The organism is Alistipes sp. CAG:29 (genome assembly GCF_000435435.1).
In the GTDB taxonomy this organism is placed as follows: Bacteria; Bacteroidota; Bacteroidia; order Bacteroidales; family Rikenellaceae; genus Alistipes; species Alistipes onderdonkii.
Genome location: NZ_FR893466.1, coordinates 22,196 through 39,245, shown reverse-complemented (window position 1 = coordinate 39,245; position 17,050 = coordinate 22,196). Strand labels below are relative to the sequence as shown.

General features: G+C 63.3%; 9 protein-coding genes and 2 pseudogenes. 1 reads left to right on the top strand and 10 read right to left on the bottom strand.

Annotated elements, in window-relative coordinates:
* Positions 1 to 4: 4 nt before the first annotated feature.
* On the top strand, positions 5 to 1,381 hold the full coding sequence (locus QVP03_RS07120; RefSeq protein ID WP_022332827.1) for an MATE family efflux transporter: 1,377 nt from the start codon (positions 5 to 7) through the stop codon (positions 1,379 to 1,381).
* Here QVP03_RS07120 and QVP03_RS07115 read toward each other — a convergent pair.
* From QVP03_RS07115 to QVP03_RS07070, 10 genes and pseudogenes are all read right to left on the bottom strand, one after another.
* The gene (locus tag QVP03_RS07115) at positions 1,356 to 2,636 is read right to left on the bottom strand and encodes a hybrid sensor histidine kinase/response regulator transcription factor (RefSeq protein WP_288210694.1); all 1,281 of its coding nucleotides are present in this window, start codon (positions 2,634 to 2,636) and stop codon (positions 1,356 to 1,358) included. The genes QVP03_RS07120 and QVP03_RS07115 overlap by 26 nt on opposite strands.
* A gap of 117 nt (positions 2,637 to 2,753) precedes the next feature.
* Positions 2,754 to 2,870 (bottom strand): annotated as a pseudogene (locus tag QVP03_RS07110) (hypothetical protein); the annotation flags it as partial.
* A 313-nt stretch (positions 2,871 to 3,183) separates the two neighbouring features.
* Positions 3,184 to 5,358 (bottom strand): annotated as a pseudogene (locus QVP03_RS07105) (two-component regulator propeller domain-containing protein); the annotation flags it as partial.
* A gap of 455 nt (positions 5,359 to 5,813) precedes the next feature.
* Positions 5,814 to 7,283 carry a sialic acid-specific 9-O-acetylesterase gene (locus QVP03_RS07100; protein WP_022332824.1) on the bottom strand — a complete coding sequence of 490 codons (1,470 nt, stop codon included), beginning with the start codon at positions 7,281 to 7,283 and terminating at the stop codon, positions 5,814 to 5,816.
* Between the two features lie 13 nt (positions 7,284 to 7,296).
* A complete protein-coding gene (locus QVP03_RS07095) occupies positions 7,297 to 9,042 on the bottom strand; it encodes a right-handed parallel beta-helix repeat-containing protein (protein ID WP_022332823.1) in 1,746 nt (581 codons plus the stop codon).
* Positions 9,043 to 9,066: 24 nt separating this feature from the next.
* Positions 9,067 to 11,043 carry a glycoside hydrolase family 97 protein gene (locus tag QVP03_RS07090; protein WP_022332822.1) on the bottom strand — a complete coding sequence of 659 codons (1,977 nt, stop codon included), beginning with the start codon at positions 11,041 to 11,043 and terminating at the stop codon, positions 9,067 to 9,069.
* Between the two features lie 15 nt (positions 11,044 to 11,058).
* Positions 11,059 to 13,098: a hypothetical protein gene (locus tag QVP03_RS07085; protein ID WP_022332821.1), complete on the bottom strand. Its 2,040-nt coding sequence runs from the start codon at positions 13,096 to 13,098 to the stop codon at positions 11,059 to 11,061.
* Between the two features lie 39 nt (positions 13,099 to 13,137).
* The gene (locus QVP03_RS07080; RefSeq protein ID WP_022332820.1) at positions 13,138 to 14,166 is read right to left on the bottom strand and encodes a hypothetical protein; all 1,029 of its coding nucleotides are present in this window, start codon (positions 14,164 to 14,166) and stop codon (positions 13,138 to 13,140) included.
* A 5-nt stretch (positions 14,167 to 14,171) separates the two neighbouring features.
* The gene (locus tag QVP03_RS07075; protein ID WP_022332819.1) at positions 14,172 to 15,482 is read right to left on the bottom strand and encodes a M60 family metallopeptidase; all 1,311 of its coding nucleotides are present in this window, start codon (positions 15,480 to 15,482) and stop codon (positions 14,172 to 14,174) included.
* A gap of 70 nt (positions 15,483 to 15,552) precedes the next feature.
* The gene (locus QVP03_RS07070) at positions 15,553 to 16,920 is read right to left on the bottom strand and encodes a M60 family metallopeptidase (RefSeq protein WP_022332818.1); all 1,368 of its coding nucleotides are present in this window, start codon (positions 16,918 to 16,920) and stop codon (positions 15,553 to 15,555) included.
* Positions 16,921 to 17,050: the final 130 nt, after the last annotated feature.

Genomic DNA, 17,050 nt, shown 5'->3' with positions numbered 1-17,050 from the left:
AACTATGTTACGCGACAGTATCGATTACAAAGGCACGGCGGTCGGCAAACTCTTCCGCCGCTTTCTTTTCCCCACGGTCATGGGGATGGTCTTCTCGGCGGTGTTCGTCATCACCGACGGGATATTCGTAGGCCGCGGCATCGGCAGCGACGCACTGGCGGCAGTCAACCTCACCGCCCCGCTCTTCACGCTCGGCACGGGGCTCGGGCTGATGTTCGGCATGGGCGGCTCGGTGGTGGCGTCGGTGAACCTGGCACAGGGCAAACGCCGCGTGGCCCAGATCAACATCACGCAGTCGCTGGTCATACCGGCCCTGCTGATCGCGCTGCTCAGCGCCCTGCTGATCCATTGCCACAAACCGTTGCTGCTGCTGTTGGGCACGCCGCCCGAGCTGATGGTTCCCGCGCGCGAATACCTCGTGTGGTTCACGCTCTTCCTCGCGCCGCTGGCCGTCTTCAACATCCTGATGTTCATCGTGCGGCTCGACGGCGCGCCCCGGTTCGCCATGGCGTGCAACATCATGGCGGCCTGCATAAACATCGTACTCGACTACCTCTTCATCTTCGAATTCGGGTGGGGGCTCGCAGGCGCGGCCATCGCAACGGGCATCGGCTATATCGTAGGCTCGGGCGTGATGCTGCGGTACATGCTGCGCAGCAGCCGCACGCTGCATTTCGTGAAGCTCAAAACCAGCTACAAGAGCCTGCGCCTCACGGCCCGCAACCTGGGCTACATGACCTACATCGGGTTCCCGGCGCTGCTGAGCGAACTGGCGATCTCGTGCCTGATGATCGTGGGCAACTATACGTTCATCCGCTACATCGGCAAGGACGGCGTGGCGGCGTACAGCATCGCCTGCTATATCTTCCCGATCATCTTCATGGTCTACAACGGCATCATCCAGTCGGCACAGCCGATCATCAGCTACAACTACGGCGCAGGGTTGATGCGGCGCGGCAGGGATGCGTTCAGGATGGCACTCGGCTCGGCGTTCGCCTGCGGGCTGGCGGTATTCGGGTTCACATGGCTGTTCAGCCCGTGGATCGTGGGGCTGTTCCTGACGCCCGACGCCCCGGCCTATGCAATCGCCGTGCGCGGCCTGCCGCTCTTCGCCGCCGGGTATCCCTTTTTCGGAATCAACGTCGTCACGATCGGCTACTACCAGAGCATCGAACGGGGACGGCTTGCGACGGGGCTCACCGTGCTTCGGGGCATCGTGCTGATGGCTTTCTGCTTCCTCGTGCTGCCGCGGCTGGCGGGCGTCGCGGGGATCTGGCTCGCGGTACCGGCGGCCGAACTGGCCGTGACGCTGCTCCTGCTCATACTGCTGCGCATCGGCTACGGGATGAGGCGGCCTATTCCCGGCGGTATTTCTCCATGAATTCGGTGGGCAGCATCCCGAACTGCGCATGGAAACACTTGGCGAAATAGGAGGTCGACGTGAAGCCCACCATATAGCATATCTCCGTAACACGCAAGTCGTTGGGTTTGGAAAGCAAGTCGGCGGCCACCCTGAGGCGCGTGGAACGCAAGAACTCGTTGGGCGTAGTGCCCGTCAGCGACTTGATGCGCGAGAAAAAGAGCGTACGGCTGACATTCACGGCTGCGGCGATGTCCTCGACCGAAAGGTTCGAATTGGAGATGTTGTCCATGACATACTGGTTCACCTGCGCCATGAAACGGTTGCCCGAAGGGCTCGCCGCATCCCCGTCCATGACCAGGTAGGGCATCTTCGAGAATTTCAGGCGCAACCGGCCCCGAATGTCGATAAGTGCCCGGATTTGGCGGTCGAGGTAATCCACCGACAGCGGCTTTTCGAGGTAGGCGTCGGCACCCGCCTCCAGCGCACGCACCTTCGCCGCCGAAGAGGAGTCCACCGAAACCAGCACCACGGGGAGGTGATCCAGCGCCGGGTCGTTGCGGATCGCCGCGCAGAGCGCCACGCCGTCCATCCCTTTCATCGCCACGTCGCTCACAACGGCCGCGATGCCCCGGCTCCGGAGCAGGTCGAGCGCCTCCCGCCCGTCCGCCACACAATGAATCGTATAGCTGCCGGAAAGATGCCGCACGAAAAAGTCCGCGAAGTCGGCATTATCCTCGGCCAGCAGGATGTCGGGCAGCCGTTTCTGCACCTCGGGCTGCACGGCCGCCACGGCCGGCTGCCCGGCAGGCACTCCGGAATCGCCATCCGACCCGGGGACGGGACGGGGTGCACCGAGCGGAACCGTCACCGTAAACTCCGTCCACTGTCCCACGGCACTTTCGACCCCGAGCACGGCGCCCATCCGGGTCGCCAGGCTCTTCGCCACGGCGAGCCCCAGCCCCAGCCCGCTGCCGGAGACACACTTGTCCGACGTATAGAAAGGTTCGAATATGCGTGCCTTCTCCGCCCGGTCTATCCCCGCGCCGTCGTCGCGGACACGCACCCGGAACACATCGCCGGGCACCTCCCCGCCGGGGCCTTCGAGCGTCACGTCGATGCGGCTTTCGGCGAACTGGTAGGCATTACCGAGTATCTGGCCCATGATCTTCGAGAAGTGGTCGCAGCACATCTCGGCCGTGAGGGCTTCGCCGGGCAGCCCGAGGTGCACCGCGATACCCCGCCGCAGGACGGCATCCCCCACCGCCGCGACCACCGTCCGCAATACTTCCCGTACGTCGACGCGCTCCGGAACGCAGGAGGCGGCATGCTCGCCCTCCTCCGCGCTTTTCAGGTTCAGGATCTGGTCGACCAGCGTCCGCAGCCGCTCGCAGTTCTTGCGGATGATGTCCACGTCGTCGCGGAGCCCGGGCAAATCCCCGGCGCGCTTGGCGATCTCCTCGACGGGCGCGGCAATCAGCGCGACGGGCGTACGTATTTCGTTGGCCACTTCCGTGAAGAGGCTGACCTTGGCCTCGAGCAGGTCGAGCTTGTTCTTGCGGGTGATCGAGGCGATCTGCTCGCGGTGCGCGCGGCCGATCCTGCGGCGCAGCCACAGGCCGCCGCCCGCCACCCCCCCCCCACCCCCCCCCCCCCGCCACGGCCAGCAGAGCCAGCACGCCGTAGGCCACGACCATGGCGCGAGCCATCCACCACGGCGGCAGCACGAGGATCTCGACCACGGCCTCCTCGCCGAACTGCTCGCCGCCGGTCGAGGCGCTCACGACGAAGCGGTAACGATTCGGCGGCAGGTTGGTGTAGGAGACATGCTGCACCCCGGCCCCTTCGTCCAGGCCGGTGGTGATCCATTTGTCGTCGAAGTTCTCCAGCCGGTAACGGTAGACGGTCCTCAGCGGCGAGGAGAAGTTGAGCGCAATGAAATCGAGGCTGAACGACATCTTCCGTCCGCGCAGGCGCACCGAGCGCTGGCAGTCGATGGTATTGGACAGCAGCCGGCCGTCCACGGGCACGCTGCGGTTGAAAAGCTTGAAATCGGGGAAGACGACGCTGAGCTTGGCCGAATTCTCGCGGCGCGTGAAATCATAGGGATAGAACTTGTTGATGCCGTTGTTGCAGCCGATGTAGATATGCCCGGTCGAGGACTTGATGCCCGAATTGGCATTGAAGATATTGGCCAGCAGTCCGTCGTCGGAGGTGAACTTGTAGATCGACTGCGGGCCGTTCCCGGGGCTGTATTTCAGCAGCCCGCGGTTGGTCGTGAGCCACAGTTCGCCGCCGTTCTGCACGATCTGGAACACGGCGCAGTTGCCGTAGGGCAGCATGTCGAACTCCCTGGAGAGCGTGTCGGCCGCGATGTCGTAACGGCAAAGCCCGCAGCCGTGGGTGCCGATCCACAGGTTGTCCCCCTCGACGGCCAGGCAGCTCACGAAATCGGAAAGCCCGCCCCCGGAATCGTGCGAACAGAGGGCGAACCGGCCGTCGTCGAACCCGTAGCGGATCAACCCCTTGCCCAGCGACGCGAACCACAGGTGCCCGCGGGCATCCTCGCAGATGTCCACCACGTCGCTGTTATGTCCCAGGCCGAATGCGCACGTGATGGTCTGCGAAACGTCGTCGTAACGGCAGATGCCCATTTTGGTGCCGATCCACAACTGCCCCCGCGAATCGCGGAAAACCGAATAGACGTCGAGATTGTCGAGTCCCGTGCCGGCCTGCGTGAAGTGCTTCATCTGCCGCGTGCGCAGGTCGATACGGTAAAGCCCGTCGCCATACGTCCCGACCCACAGCCATCCGCCGTCGATGGTGAGCGCATGGATGTTGAGCGCCCGGTCGCGCGGGTCGACCGCCACGGGCGTATAGCTGCCCGTACGCGGGTTGTAAAGGCTCAGCCCCCCGTCGTCGCTGCCGATCCAGATATTCCCCTCGGGATCCTCGCAGAATTTGCTGATGATATGCCCGCACCCCTCGCCGGCCTCGATGAGCGTGAAAAGCGAACTGAGCGGCGAGAGGTAGTTGATGCCGCCGAAATAGGTTCCGATCCACACGCCGCCGTCACGATCCTTGAGGATGGAGTGGATGAATTTGTCGTTGAGCCGTCCGTTCCGGTTGGTCGTGCCGTTGTCGACATGCTCGAAACTGCGGTTCTTGGTATTGAAATTCACCAGGCCGTGATCCGTCCCGAGCATGATTATCCCCGGGGTGTATTCGATCATGCTCCGCACGCGGCCATACGCCTCGCCGTCCTCCGGGCGGTTGCAGGTGAACGTCAGCCGCGAAAGTTCGAACTTGTAGAGCTCGCAGGCATACCCCGCGATCCAGATGTCGCCGAAGGAATCCTGGCACATGGTACTGATACGCGAGATCGGCTCGCGCGTGAGCGTGTCCTCGACCCGGAAGGTCGAAAAACGGTTGTTCTCGGGGTTGTAGCGGCTCAGCAGCGAACCGCCGCCCGAAGCCACCCAGATGTTGTTGTCGTGGTCGAGCACGATTTTCACGATGACGTCGGACGAGAACGCTTCGGGGTATTTCGCGGCGTTATAGTGTTCGAACGTGCCGCTCTTGAGGCTGTAACGGTAGAGGCCGTCGCCGAGCGTCCCGATCCACATGTTGCCCGCGACGTCCGCCGCAAGCGAATAGACCAGCAGGTTGCGGCGCTCCCGGCCATCGCTGCCCAGGATGGGCAGGTGGACGAACGACTCGTCCTTCGAGTCGAAAATATAGACCCCGTCGCTGGTTCCGACCCATATGCGGTCGCCGTTGGGGAACCCTTCGCCGCAAAGACTGTAAATACAGTTGTTTTCGAGCGTATTGCGGCGGCGGTAATCGGAGCGGTAGTTGGTGAAATCGTAGGAGTTGAACCGGTCGAGGCCGTCGGCCGTGCCGACCCAGACATACCCCTTGTCATCCTGGTAGAGGCACTGGATGGTATTCGACGACAACCCGCTGTTGTCGGTATAATACCTGAATTTGTGCTCCATACCGTTCCCTGCACGCAACACCAGACACATCACGACCGCACATACCGCACATTTCACCCTCGATTCCATAGCGCCGACCTTTTAGAGAACGTTATAATACTTGTAATTTCCTCCCGAAAACCCCGACGCAACCTCTCCCGGGGCGGAAGCATCCGATGAGAAAAATACTCTCTTTCCGTAATATATACAAATATTAGGCTCCATTATACTCAATTCAGACAATCCGAAATACAGCATCCAGCTCCGCGACAGGAAACATCAACCGTCGGGGCACCGCCCTTACGCGCCGCAATCCGCCGCCCCGCCCCGAAGACATGCCGCCCCCGGGCGGACGGCCGATGCCATCCGCAATACAGACACAGGATACGGGTCGCTATCCCCGTGAATAACAGGGAGTACCCGGAAATGAGCCGGGAAGAGGGGGGGGGAATTCGGGATTCATGGCCGCCGGATGTTTACCTGATCTCACCGATATCGTCCAGCGGCCAGTCGTCGGTGCGGAACGGCGCAAGGGGCTGTCCCATCGTCGTCACGACATTGGCTTCGGGACAGTAATTGCGGAAGGCGTAGCGCACCGCCACAGGGTCGGGCACCCGGTCGGAGCTCACTTCGATCCGGTTGTCCCAATATTTGAAATTCGCAACGGCAGGGTGGAAAACCCGGTCTTCGCCCGCAATCTCGAAACCGCCCGGACGGCGATAACCATCAGGGCCGAAGGCCACGAAACTGTCGACGCCGTTTTGGGCCCGGACGGGCAGGTTGTCGAAAGTCAGCACCAGTTTATTGCCGTCGCGCTCCATCGACTTGTATACCGGCGCCGGGGCGGGCAGCCCCGTCACCCCGTAATCGTTCGCCAGGGCGAGGAACGCCAGCCGCTCCCCCACTTCGCGCTTGCGCGCCGGATGGATGCAGGTCGGGTTGCCCAGGTCGGTCGTGGCGGCGATCCCCGAGTGCGGGATTTCGGCCAGCGCACGGTACTGCGCCTCGATCACCAGCGGCAGCGAACGCAGTGTGTCGCCCTCGTAGCGGTAAGGCGCCAGCTGCGTATAGTAGAACGGCATCTTCGCGTCGCCCCACGCGTTGCGCCAGAGTTTGACGAGCGAAACCTGCAACGCCTTGTAATCGTACCAGTTCCTGCGGTTCGACTCGCCCTGGTACCAGATGAACCCTTTGGCCGTATAGCGGCAGACGGGCAGGATCATCCCGTTGTAGAGCCGCTGCGGGATACTGTTGTCGTAGGTTCCCGACTTGGCGACGGCGTGGTCGATGCCCGGCGTCGCGTCGATGGCGTCGACGGTCATCCACGCCTCGATGGTCGAACCGCCCCAGTTGGGAGTGATGAGCCCGACCGGAATGCCCAATGCCTTGTAGAGCATACGCCCGAAGAAATAGCCAACGGCGCTGAACTGGCCGACGGAGGCGGGCGTCGCGGTCTGCCAGGCCGCATCGCAATCGTCCAGGGGCGTCTTGGACGAGACCCTGGGGACGGTGAACATCCGAATGCCGGGGTACATGCCCGCATCGGCGATGGCATCGACCGCCCCTTCGACGGGTTGGAACATGAATCCGCTCACGGGCATCTCCATGTTGGACTGTCCCGAGCAGACCCACACCTCGCCCACGAGGACATTGTCGAGCACGAGCGGTTCGCCGTCGCTGAGGGTCACGGTATAGGGGCCTCCGGCTTCGCCCGTGGGGAGCTTCAGCGCCCAGCGGCCCGAGGCATCGGCCCGGGTTTCATGCGTGCGGCCGTCCCACGAGGCAGTGACCCGCACCCGGCTGCGTGGCGATGCTTCGCCCCAGAAATTCACTTCCGTATTGCGTTGCAACACCATATTGCTCCCCAGCACGGCGGGGAGTTTCACCCGCGCCGGGAGCTGCACGGCCAGCAATAGCGCCAGCACGACGGAAAAGAGCCGTTTCATCGGAAAAAGTCGTTTATTTTTTATCGGTCTGTTTCTTATCGACGACCACGCGGTCGCAATTCCGCGTGATGAAATTGCGCTTTTCGTCGAGTACATAGGGATAATCGTCGGTGTATTCGATGACGTTGTCGCGCGTGAACACGAACCCGTCGACACAGTAGAGGTTGACGATACGCGGGTCGAACACGCGGAAGGTGTTACCCTCGACCCGGATGTTGCGGTGGTAGCGGCTGGTCTCGCGGTCGGGGATGCCGCTGCCCACGGCAATACATGCCGAGCCCCAACCGGGACTGCCGTAGTTGCCGTTCTCGAAGAGGTTGCGGCGGATCACCACGTCGCGCACGCCCGACTGCTCGTACCAGTAGTTGGCGTCGCCTTCGATCAGGATGGCCGCCCCGGCGATGTGGAAGTAGTTATCCTCGATGACCATGCGGTTGCGCGAGCCCAGCAGCAGTCCGCGCGCCCGGTTGCCGCGCATGCGGCAACCCTTGATGAGCACCTCGGGATATTCATCGTCGGCCGCCACGACATGCATGGGCTCGACCCCGTCGGGGAGCGGCTCGGTGAAGGTGACTTCGGTGTAAACCTTGTTGAGTCGCCTGACTGACTTCACCGTCCGGCGGGCATAGGTCTCCACGTTGTTGTTGTCGACCAGTTCGAGGGTCATCCCCGGCACGATGAAATCCACGCCGTACTGCCCCGAGTTGCGCCAGCGGAGCAGCAGTTTGTCGGCGTCCCCGACCTTTTCGACGGCCATGTACAGCCCGTGGATATTCGTCGCGTCGTCTTTCTGGTTCTCGAACGTGCAGTCGATCATGCGGATGTAGCCGCCGCAGTTGACGTAGTGCGTGGCATCGGCCGTAATGCTGATCATGCGTCCCTTGCCGGGCGAGGGGACGATCACCAGCTTGCGAAGCTCGATGTCGCGGCTGCGCTGCGCGATCACACCCATGCCGCCGCAGTGGTAGAGGTTGACGTCGCGGATGGCAACGCCCCGGCAGTCGGCGAGCGTGAAACCGGGGTTGTAACGCGCAGCCGCGCCGAATACCATCACGTTGCCGACCGTGGCGGTCAGGTCTTTGCGCAGGATGCGGATGTTGCCGTTGGCGCATTTTTCGGCCGGGATCGTCCGGTTCGACAGCCAGTAGTCCGTGGCACGGAACGCCGGTTCGCGCCGCACGGCGTCGAACTCCAGCAGGTTGGAGAAGGGGTACACCGTACCCTCGGCATCGCGGAAACGCAGGCAGCCGTTGACGATGTCGCAGAGGTAATCTTCGGGGAACTCGATTTCCAGCCAACCGTCGCCCTTCGCCACAACGGTGCCCTCGGAATTGAACGTACGGGTGAAGTCGATCGTCAGGTCACGCACCGTAATGTTCTCACAGTCTTCGAGGCTGAACGGCGAGATGAAGCCCGTGAAGAGCAGTTCGGTGCCGTTGCCGTCGATCTCGAAGTCGCGCATACCCACCAGGTCGAACGCAATGCGCTTGAGGCTCTCGTCGTTGTTGCTGATGAACTGGTACTTTTCGACCGCCCGGTCGGGGCGCATGCGGAGCTGGCCGCCGGGCAGCACGAGCCGCGAGGCGCCGATTTGGGCACAGTGTTCCAGCGCGGCCCGCACGGCGGGCACGGCATCCGTCCCGGCAGCGCCGGGCGCAAGGAAATCTTTCAGGTAGACGGTTTTTTCCGCCGCAGGTGCCGCATATACGGCCAGGATGGCCAGCAGGGCGGCGCAGCATTTTCTCAGGGTTCGGTTCATAAGGGTCGTATTTTTCGGATAGGGTTATTTGTTATCAGCCGGTTCGATCTTCAGCGCGAAGCCGCCGCCGGGCGCCACGGGTATTTGCAGCCGTGTCGCGGAGGTCACCCGTTGCGTGGAGATCGTATATCGGGTGGGTTCCGCGGCCGAGCGGCCGTCGTCGGCGAGCAGCGTGGCCGTATACTCCCGCCCGGGGTCGAGCAGCGACAGGTCGACATCGAGCGTGCGCGGCGTCCAGCCGGTAAGCCCGCCCACATACCAGCAATCCTGCCGTTTGCGTGCCGTGACGATATATTCGCCGATCTCGCCCGCGAGCACCCGCGTCGTATCGAACACGACGGGCAGCGAAGCGATGAAGCGCGTGCAGGCCTCGTCGGCCATGTAGCGCGTCGGAGAGTCACAGAGCATCACCAGCGGTGCGTCGAAAACCACGTAAGCCGCCACCTGGTGCGCCCGCGTGCCCTGGCTCATCGGGTTGCGGTAGTCGATCCGGAAGCCTTCGCGCGTGGCATTGCGGTAGGCGCCGGGGGTGTAGTCCACCGGGCCCTGCACCATGCGGATGAAGGGGAAGGTCACGTCGTAGAGCGGCATGTCGGGATTGCTCCACTTGAGTTCCTCCAGCCCGAAGACGCTTTCGAAATTGACGATATTGGGATAGGTGCGGTTCTGACCCGTGGGTTTGTAGACGCCGTGGATATCGAGCACCAGGCGGTGCGCGGCGGCGACCCGGGCAAGGCGGTAGACCAGCTCGACGGCCTTCTGGTCGTCGCGGTCGATAAAGTCGACCTTGAAGCCGCGGATACCTAATCCGGCATAGTAGCTACACGCCTCTTCGAGCTTGGCGTCGAGCACGTTGCCCACGACCCACAGCATCAGCCCGACACCTTTGGCGTCGGCATAACGCACCAGTTCGGGCAGGTCGATCTGCTCGACCACGGACATCACGTCGCCGGCCTTCGGATCCGACCACCCTTCGTCCAGCACGACGTATTCGAGCCCGTAGTCGGCCGCGAAGTCGATATAGGCCTTATAGGTTCGCGTGTTGATGCCCGGCTCGAAGTCCACGCCCGTCAGCCCCCAGTCGTTCCACCACTCCCAGGCCACCTTGCCGGGCTTCACCCACGAGCAGTCGCCGATGCGGTTCTCTGCGGCGAGGGCATAGACCAGGTCGTTGGTCGGGAGTTCGCGGTCTTCGTCGGCCACGGCGAGAATACGCCACGGATATGTCCGCGTGCCCTCGACGCGGGCGATATAGTCATGGCGCGTGGCGACCTTCTCCTGGCAGCGGCGCTCGTGAAGGTAGCAACTGTCGGGCACGGCGGCAAACAGCCCCCGCAGGCCGCCCGCCGAGGGCGTCAGGAACATGCCGGGATAGGCTTCCAGGTCGGCTTCGCAGACCAACACGCGGCCGGCGGCGCCGCAGTCGGCGGCCAGCGGCAGCAGGACGGGTTTTTCCGTCCCCAGCGCGCTCAGGCGGCACTTCTCATACTGGCTCTGGTAGGCGTTGCACAGGCCGTCGGAATAGGCGGCGAACACCCCGGGGTCGCCCGCGAAATTGAACTCGGCCACTTCACCGGCCACGGTTCGTTCGCCCGGCAGATGCGTTTCGATACGGTAGGCGCAACCCTGGTCGAAGACCCGGAAAGTCACGGCATAACCGCCTTCGAAGGTAAGCCGCAGCTGGTTGTAATGCTCCGTGAAGCGTGCCTGCCGGTAGAAGGGGGCCTCGACGACCCGTTCCACCGTTTCGCGCCGCGCATCGGTCACCTTCGCACCGCGTCCCAGCACCGTACCGTCGGCGAAGTGCAGCCCGATGGCCGAAGGCTGCAGCACGGGCGTACCGTGGCGGGTCACGGTATAGGTCAGCGAGTCGGCCGCACGGATCCCGACGCAGAGCGTCCCGTCGGGCGAGGCGACTTTGAAATCAGTCCCGGGGCCGGACGAGCAGGCGGCCGCGAAGGACAATGCAAACGAAATGGCGAAGCAGCGGAAAAGGTTCATAGGTAAATCGGATTGTTAATCGGTTAGTTTCACCCGTATCGTCGCGCCGGGTGCCGCGCGGTATATTTTCGGTTTTGCGCCGGGCCGGGCCACCGTAATGCGGAGCCTGCCGTCCGCCACGCGCGCGACCGTGATGTCGAAATCGGAGCCGAACGCCCGGATATGGCGCAGGGACATGCTCTTCCAGGCAGCGGGCATGGAAGGCGTGAGGTCGAACGACCGCAGCCCCGTGGGGCGGATGCCGAACAGACCCTCGGTGATGATGCGGCAGTAGAGCCCACTCTCGGCCGAAAGGTGGCGCTGCGAGCCTTCGGGCCACGCCTCGATGGGATAAGGCACATGGTCGCCCAGCAGGCGCCGCTGCGAATAGCGGTGCAGCAGTTCGGTCGCGCGGTCGGCCTGCCCCACGTTGTAGATCCCGCGCAGGGCGTAGAGCGTCGAGCGATCCCAGAACGTCGAGCTGCCCTGCTGGGTCAGCAGGCCGTCGTCGGTCATCAGCTCGGGGCCGAGCAACGCCCGGACGGTGCCTTCGCTGCGCTCCTTCAGCCCCACGATCAGCGGCATGCAGATCCACGAGCGCAGCAGCGTATTGCCCGCATAGTAGCGGTAGGTGTCGTACCCGCCGACCTCACCGCCGAAGTGCGCGTCGATAGCTCGGGCGAGCGCCCTGGCCTGTGCGGCATAGCGGGCGGTCTGGGCGGATTCCACACCCAGCTCGCGGCCGAGCGACACGGCCGACAGCAGTGCATCGTAATAGAGCGTCGAGGTGCAGAGGTTGGCATCGCCGGTGGGGAAACGCCCCTCCAGTTCGTCGGTGTCGGAAGCCACGACGCCGTCGGGCGTAAGCTGGCGGCGGCAGTATTCGAGGCACCACTCGACGAGCGGCCACAGCTCGGCGGCCTCGGCACGGTCACCGCGCGCAAGGGCGTAGCGTGCCGCCCCGCAGGCGATCATCGCGGCGTCGCCGCGGTCGCCCGCGCCGTTCCAGATGTCGTCGCCCTCGGCGATGACCGAGCTGGGCAGCGGTTCGTATGCGGGGTTCATGAAGCGGGCGAAATGGCGGAACGAGTTGAGCGCCGAGGCATTGCCCACCCCGTAGCCCAGGAAGGGGAAGAAGGGGTTGACGTATTCGGCCTGGTCGTTGGCCCAGATGGCCGCATAGTAGGATTCGCCGCCGGGGGCGTGCATGTAGCCGCCCTTGGTCGCAACGATGCTCTCGGCAGCCCGCAGCTTGGCATAGCGGAATTGGGTGTCGATCACCGGGTCGGGGGTTTCGAGCACGAGGTTCGCGTCGATGCACTCCCTGACGAACGCCATCCGGGCGGCCAACTCGGCCGCCACGTCGGGGTGCAGGGGCTCTCCGCCGCCCGGGTAGGCCTGGAACACGGCGTCGAACGCGAGCGAGTCCCCCGCGGCAAGCGTAAAGGTGCCGCTGCCCGCGATGTCGCCCCGCACGACATAGCTGCCCGTGAGGCCCTTGGCCGGATCGGTCGTCACGACCTGCGAGAATTCGGGTACGGAAACCGTCAGCGGCTTCGCCCCGACGTTACGCAGCGTGTAGCGCTCGCACATGAGCGGCAGCGTGCGCGAAGGGAAGATCGTACGCGTCATCTCCACGACGGGCTCGGGTTTCATGTCCCGCGCCGAACCGACGTTCATCTTACCGACGCCCCAGCGGCTCCGCACCTCCAGCGCACCGTCGATGGCCACCTGCCCGACCCGTTCGTCCTGCAAGGCCAGGCCGTCCACGCCCAGCAGCGAAGGGATGTCCGCGGCCATGCGGTACATCAGGCTGGCGTGGGTGTTGTTGGGCAGGGTGCGCAGCAGGGGGAAGACGAGCGAACGCTCCTGGCGGAACGCCCCGCGCGAGTCAACGCCCCAGCGGAGCACGAAGGCCATTCGCTCGCCGCTCATCTCGATGTGGTCGTCGTGCGGGATGTCGCTGCCGACCTTCCACACGATGCCCCGCCCGTCGGGGGCGATCTGCCAGCGTTGTCCGCATACGGCAACTGCGGACAGCATGAAAATGCAAGTCAGTAAGGTTCTTCCTGTCATAGTTCGGTGTTTTGTGATTAAGAGCCCTAAAGATAGCAATTATTCGTCAATTCCTACGGCGCGAACCAGCCCGCAGCCGCGTTTGAGCCGCAGCCGGAGCGTATGCTCCCGCTGCCCGGCAAAACGGGCGTTCTGCAACTCGTAGAGCGGCAGCCAGCCATAGGCTTTCACGCCGCCGTATTCCGCTTCGACCAGGCAGTTGCAATAGCGCACGCCGAACTCCTGCTCGGGTTCGAAAATTCGCGCAACGGGAACCGTACAGCGTCCGCGGCGGTCGGTCGCGGCCTCGGCCTGCGGCTCGGCGGTCACCGTATAGGTGTACCACCGCACGGGATAGAACCGCACGACAGCCCCTTTGGCCGGGCTTGCGTCGGCATCCGCCACCTCGACCCGGATACGGTCGGGCAACACGCCCGCCACCAGGTCGTCGATGTCGACATTGCGGTCGGCGGCATGGTTGATCATGCGGACGGCATAGTCGCTCCAGAGCTCCTCGCCATAGGGATAATTCATGATGCACCGCACGCCGGAAAACGCCTGTCCGTTGACGGGGTTCTTGTCCGCGTCGACCTTCATGGCATAGATGTCGGGGACGCCCCGCGCATGGCCGAACTCGTGGATGATGCCGTCGATGGCATTCTTCTCGAACGGGCTGTTGAAACGGTCGTTGTGCGTGCGCGAATGGTAGATGGTCTGGATCTCGTCGCCGTACCAGCCGCCGCCCGTCTCGCGGGGATCGGATTTGTAACCGTCCATCACCACCAGATAATCGTGGTCGGGATGGGGCTTGCGGATCTGGTCGGCCGACACGCCGTCGTAGATGTAGAAGGCGTCCCAGTCCACCACGAAATCGTAGACCGCACGCAGCTGCGCCCCGTAGTTGAAAGCACGGTTGACGCGCCGGAACATATCTTCGGTCAGTTGCACGACCCGGTCGCGCCCGCCCAGCGAATCGACCGATTCGCGGTCGATGCCGACCTTGACGCGGAAGGTATAGACCGGTTGTGCGGCAGCGCGGAACGCGGCGGCCACGACCAGGGCCAGGAGGGCTGTTCGCAAGGTATTCATCGGCATCAGTTTCTAAGCGATTCCTCGATCAGGGCCAGTTCCCCGGGCGTATAGGTCGCCGCCACGACATCTTCGCCCGCGGCCTTCGAAACGTAGGAGAGGAAGAAGAGGAATTTGTCGTAGGGCGTCTCGAGCCCTTCCTGCCCCGAGTCGCCGAGCGCGTAGAGTTCGCGGAACGCCTTTTTGTAGACGTCCCACCCGTAACGCTCCTTGATGCGCAGGAAGGTGTAATGCAGGGCATCGCCGTTATTCTTGGGGATGCCGGCGCCGATGGTTTCGTCGTAGAAAATCTTGTAGTAGTTGATTACGTCGGCACCCCGGTAGCAGATGTCGCGCTGCGACATCGTACCGTCGCACGCTTCGAGGGCATAGGACATGCGGAAATTGGCGAAAATCTCGTCGTTCCAGTTCCAGCGTCCCGTACCCGAAATGTTTCCCTGCGAGAAGACATGGCCGATCTCGTGGATGATGCCGAAGCCCCAGTCGCCGAACTCGACCGTGCGGTCGAGCAGCTTCGATACGGCGACGTGGCTGTTCCACAGGATCGGGTTGCCGGCCAGCGCCCAGTAACCGGGTTCGATGCCCGGCGTGTTGAGGATCATGATTTTGCGCCCGTCGAAGGGCACGTCGCCCACCAGGTCGCGGTAAGCCTCGTACGTGCGGTCGAGCTTCGAGAGCCAGGCGTCGATGTCGGCATCGGAGACGGTCACCTTGTCGCGGTCGAGTTTCAGCACGATGTGTTCGCCCTCGCGGGTATAGAGGGCCTCTTCGGGCGCCGGTGTGACCTTCACGTTGTCGTACCACACCGTCCCCGAGGCCTTGCCTCCGTTGTAGGTGCCCCAGGGGAATCCCAGGCCGCAGCAGACGACGGCTTCGCCCTGCCGGTCGGGCACGAAATCCATATACACTTCCGTCCAGTCGTTGGTGCCGTAGGCGAACTCCGAGGCATTCCACGACTGTTCCAGCCCCTCGGGGTCGAGGTAGAGCACGGCGCCGCGGCCGTCCTGCACGCTGTCGCACTTCATCAGCGCACTCAGGCGGTAGAGCTTGCCGGGATGCAGCCCCGTAAGTTTGTGTTTGATGGCCAGGGCGGTCTTTTCGGCGCTGGCGATCTTCACGCATCCGCCGCCGTCGGCACCGCCGCCGGGCAGGTATTCGACCGTGCCGGGCACCTCCCCGGCATTATGGTTCCAGTAGCGCGCGAACCTTTCGGGCCGGTCGAAATTGTCGGAGAAGACCTTGACCTTCGAACCGAAGGCGCACAGGCACAGCACGCACGCCGCGATGGCGGCGAGTAGAAATACCACTCTCTTCATTTTTCGCATTGGGTATTAATTGCCGCCCGGCAGAGGCGACGCATCGCCCCGCGACGGGATACGGCGGTTATTATTGCAACTGTTTGCGGATCGAAGCCAGCTCGGCCTCGGTGAAATACTGCGTCCTGACATCCACGTCGCGCCCGGTCAGCCGGGTAGCGTGCTTGGAAAGCAGCGAAAGCAGGTATTCGAACTTGTCGTATTTGCCCGAGGGCGCCCCGCCCGTGGTCGTCAGTTCGCGGAAAGCGGCCTTGAAAGGTTCCCAGCCGATGCCGCCCGGGCCGGCCAGACGACCGAGCATGTAATGGATGCCGTTGTCGTTGACCTGCGTGTAGACCGTATTGTCGTAATCCTTCTTGTACATGTCGAGAATCTCGCGCCCGGTGTAGACCCGTTCGTCCATCCAGACCTTGCCCTGGTTCTGTTCCAGGCCGTACTGCATCCGGAAATTGGCGAACATCTCGTCGTTCCAGTTCCAGCTCGAATTGCCCAGGTTGAAGACGTGCCCCAGTTCGTGCATCAGGCCGAAGCTCCAGGTGCCGTGCTGCGCCAGCTCCTCGAAGGTCGAGGTGACGGCCGAATAGTTGCTGCTCCACAGGATGGGATAGCCCGCCAGCGCCCAATAACCGCTTTCGAGCCCGCGCGACGAAAGGATCGCCAGCTTGCGCCCCTCGTGCGGGGTCGCCCCCACCAGGTCGGCATACGACTCGTACATCCTGTCCAGGTTGGCGATCCACTCGGTGATCTGCGACGCCGAGGCGTAGACCTGCGAGGGTTCGACGAAGAGGCGGATATGCTCGCCTTCCTGCATGAAAAGTTCGTCGGTGACCTTCACCACGCTCACGTTGTCGAAGTAGGCCGTGCCGGTCGAATAGCCGCCGTTGGTCGTCCCGCCGTAACGGAACCCCAGCGAGCAGACGATCTCGGCAGTCCCGTCGTCCTGCGAAAGGAAGTCGAAATGGAGCGACGTCCAGTTCCTGAGGTTGGTGCCGTAGAGGAATTTCGAGGCGCCCCAGAACTGCTTCTGGGACATGTCGAACAGGATGGCGCCGCGCCCCTCGTCCTGCGGAATGTCCGAATATTTGACCTTGGCATACATGCGGTACATCTGGTCGGGTTCCAGCCCCGTAAGCTTCTGTTTGATGCCCACGCCGCAACGGCCGTTCTCGGGGAACTGCTGGATCTTGATGCAGCGGCTGTCGTTGACGCCGGCACCCTCGACCACCTCGACCGTCACCTTGCCGCCGTTGTGGAAATCGACGCGCGTCCAGCCTTCGAGCCCCTTTTCGAAGCCGCTGTTGACGACCTCGACGGCATTGGGATCCACGACGGGCGGCACGGGAGGTTCGGGCCCGGGCTCGCCGTCACCGTCGCCGCCGCACGACCAAAGCGCCGCGGCCGACAGGACTACGCACAAAAAGAATCGCATTTTTTTCATAATCGGTATATTTAAAATTCAATCATTTCAGGGTTTTCAGCGCGGCGATCTGTGCCGGAAAGGTTACAGGCCGGAGCAGCCCCCTGCCAGCAGGGCAGCGATTGCCAATGGCCGGGGGATACCCTGTGTA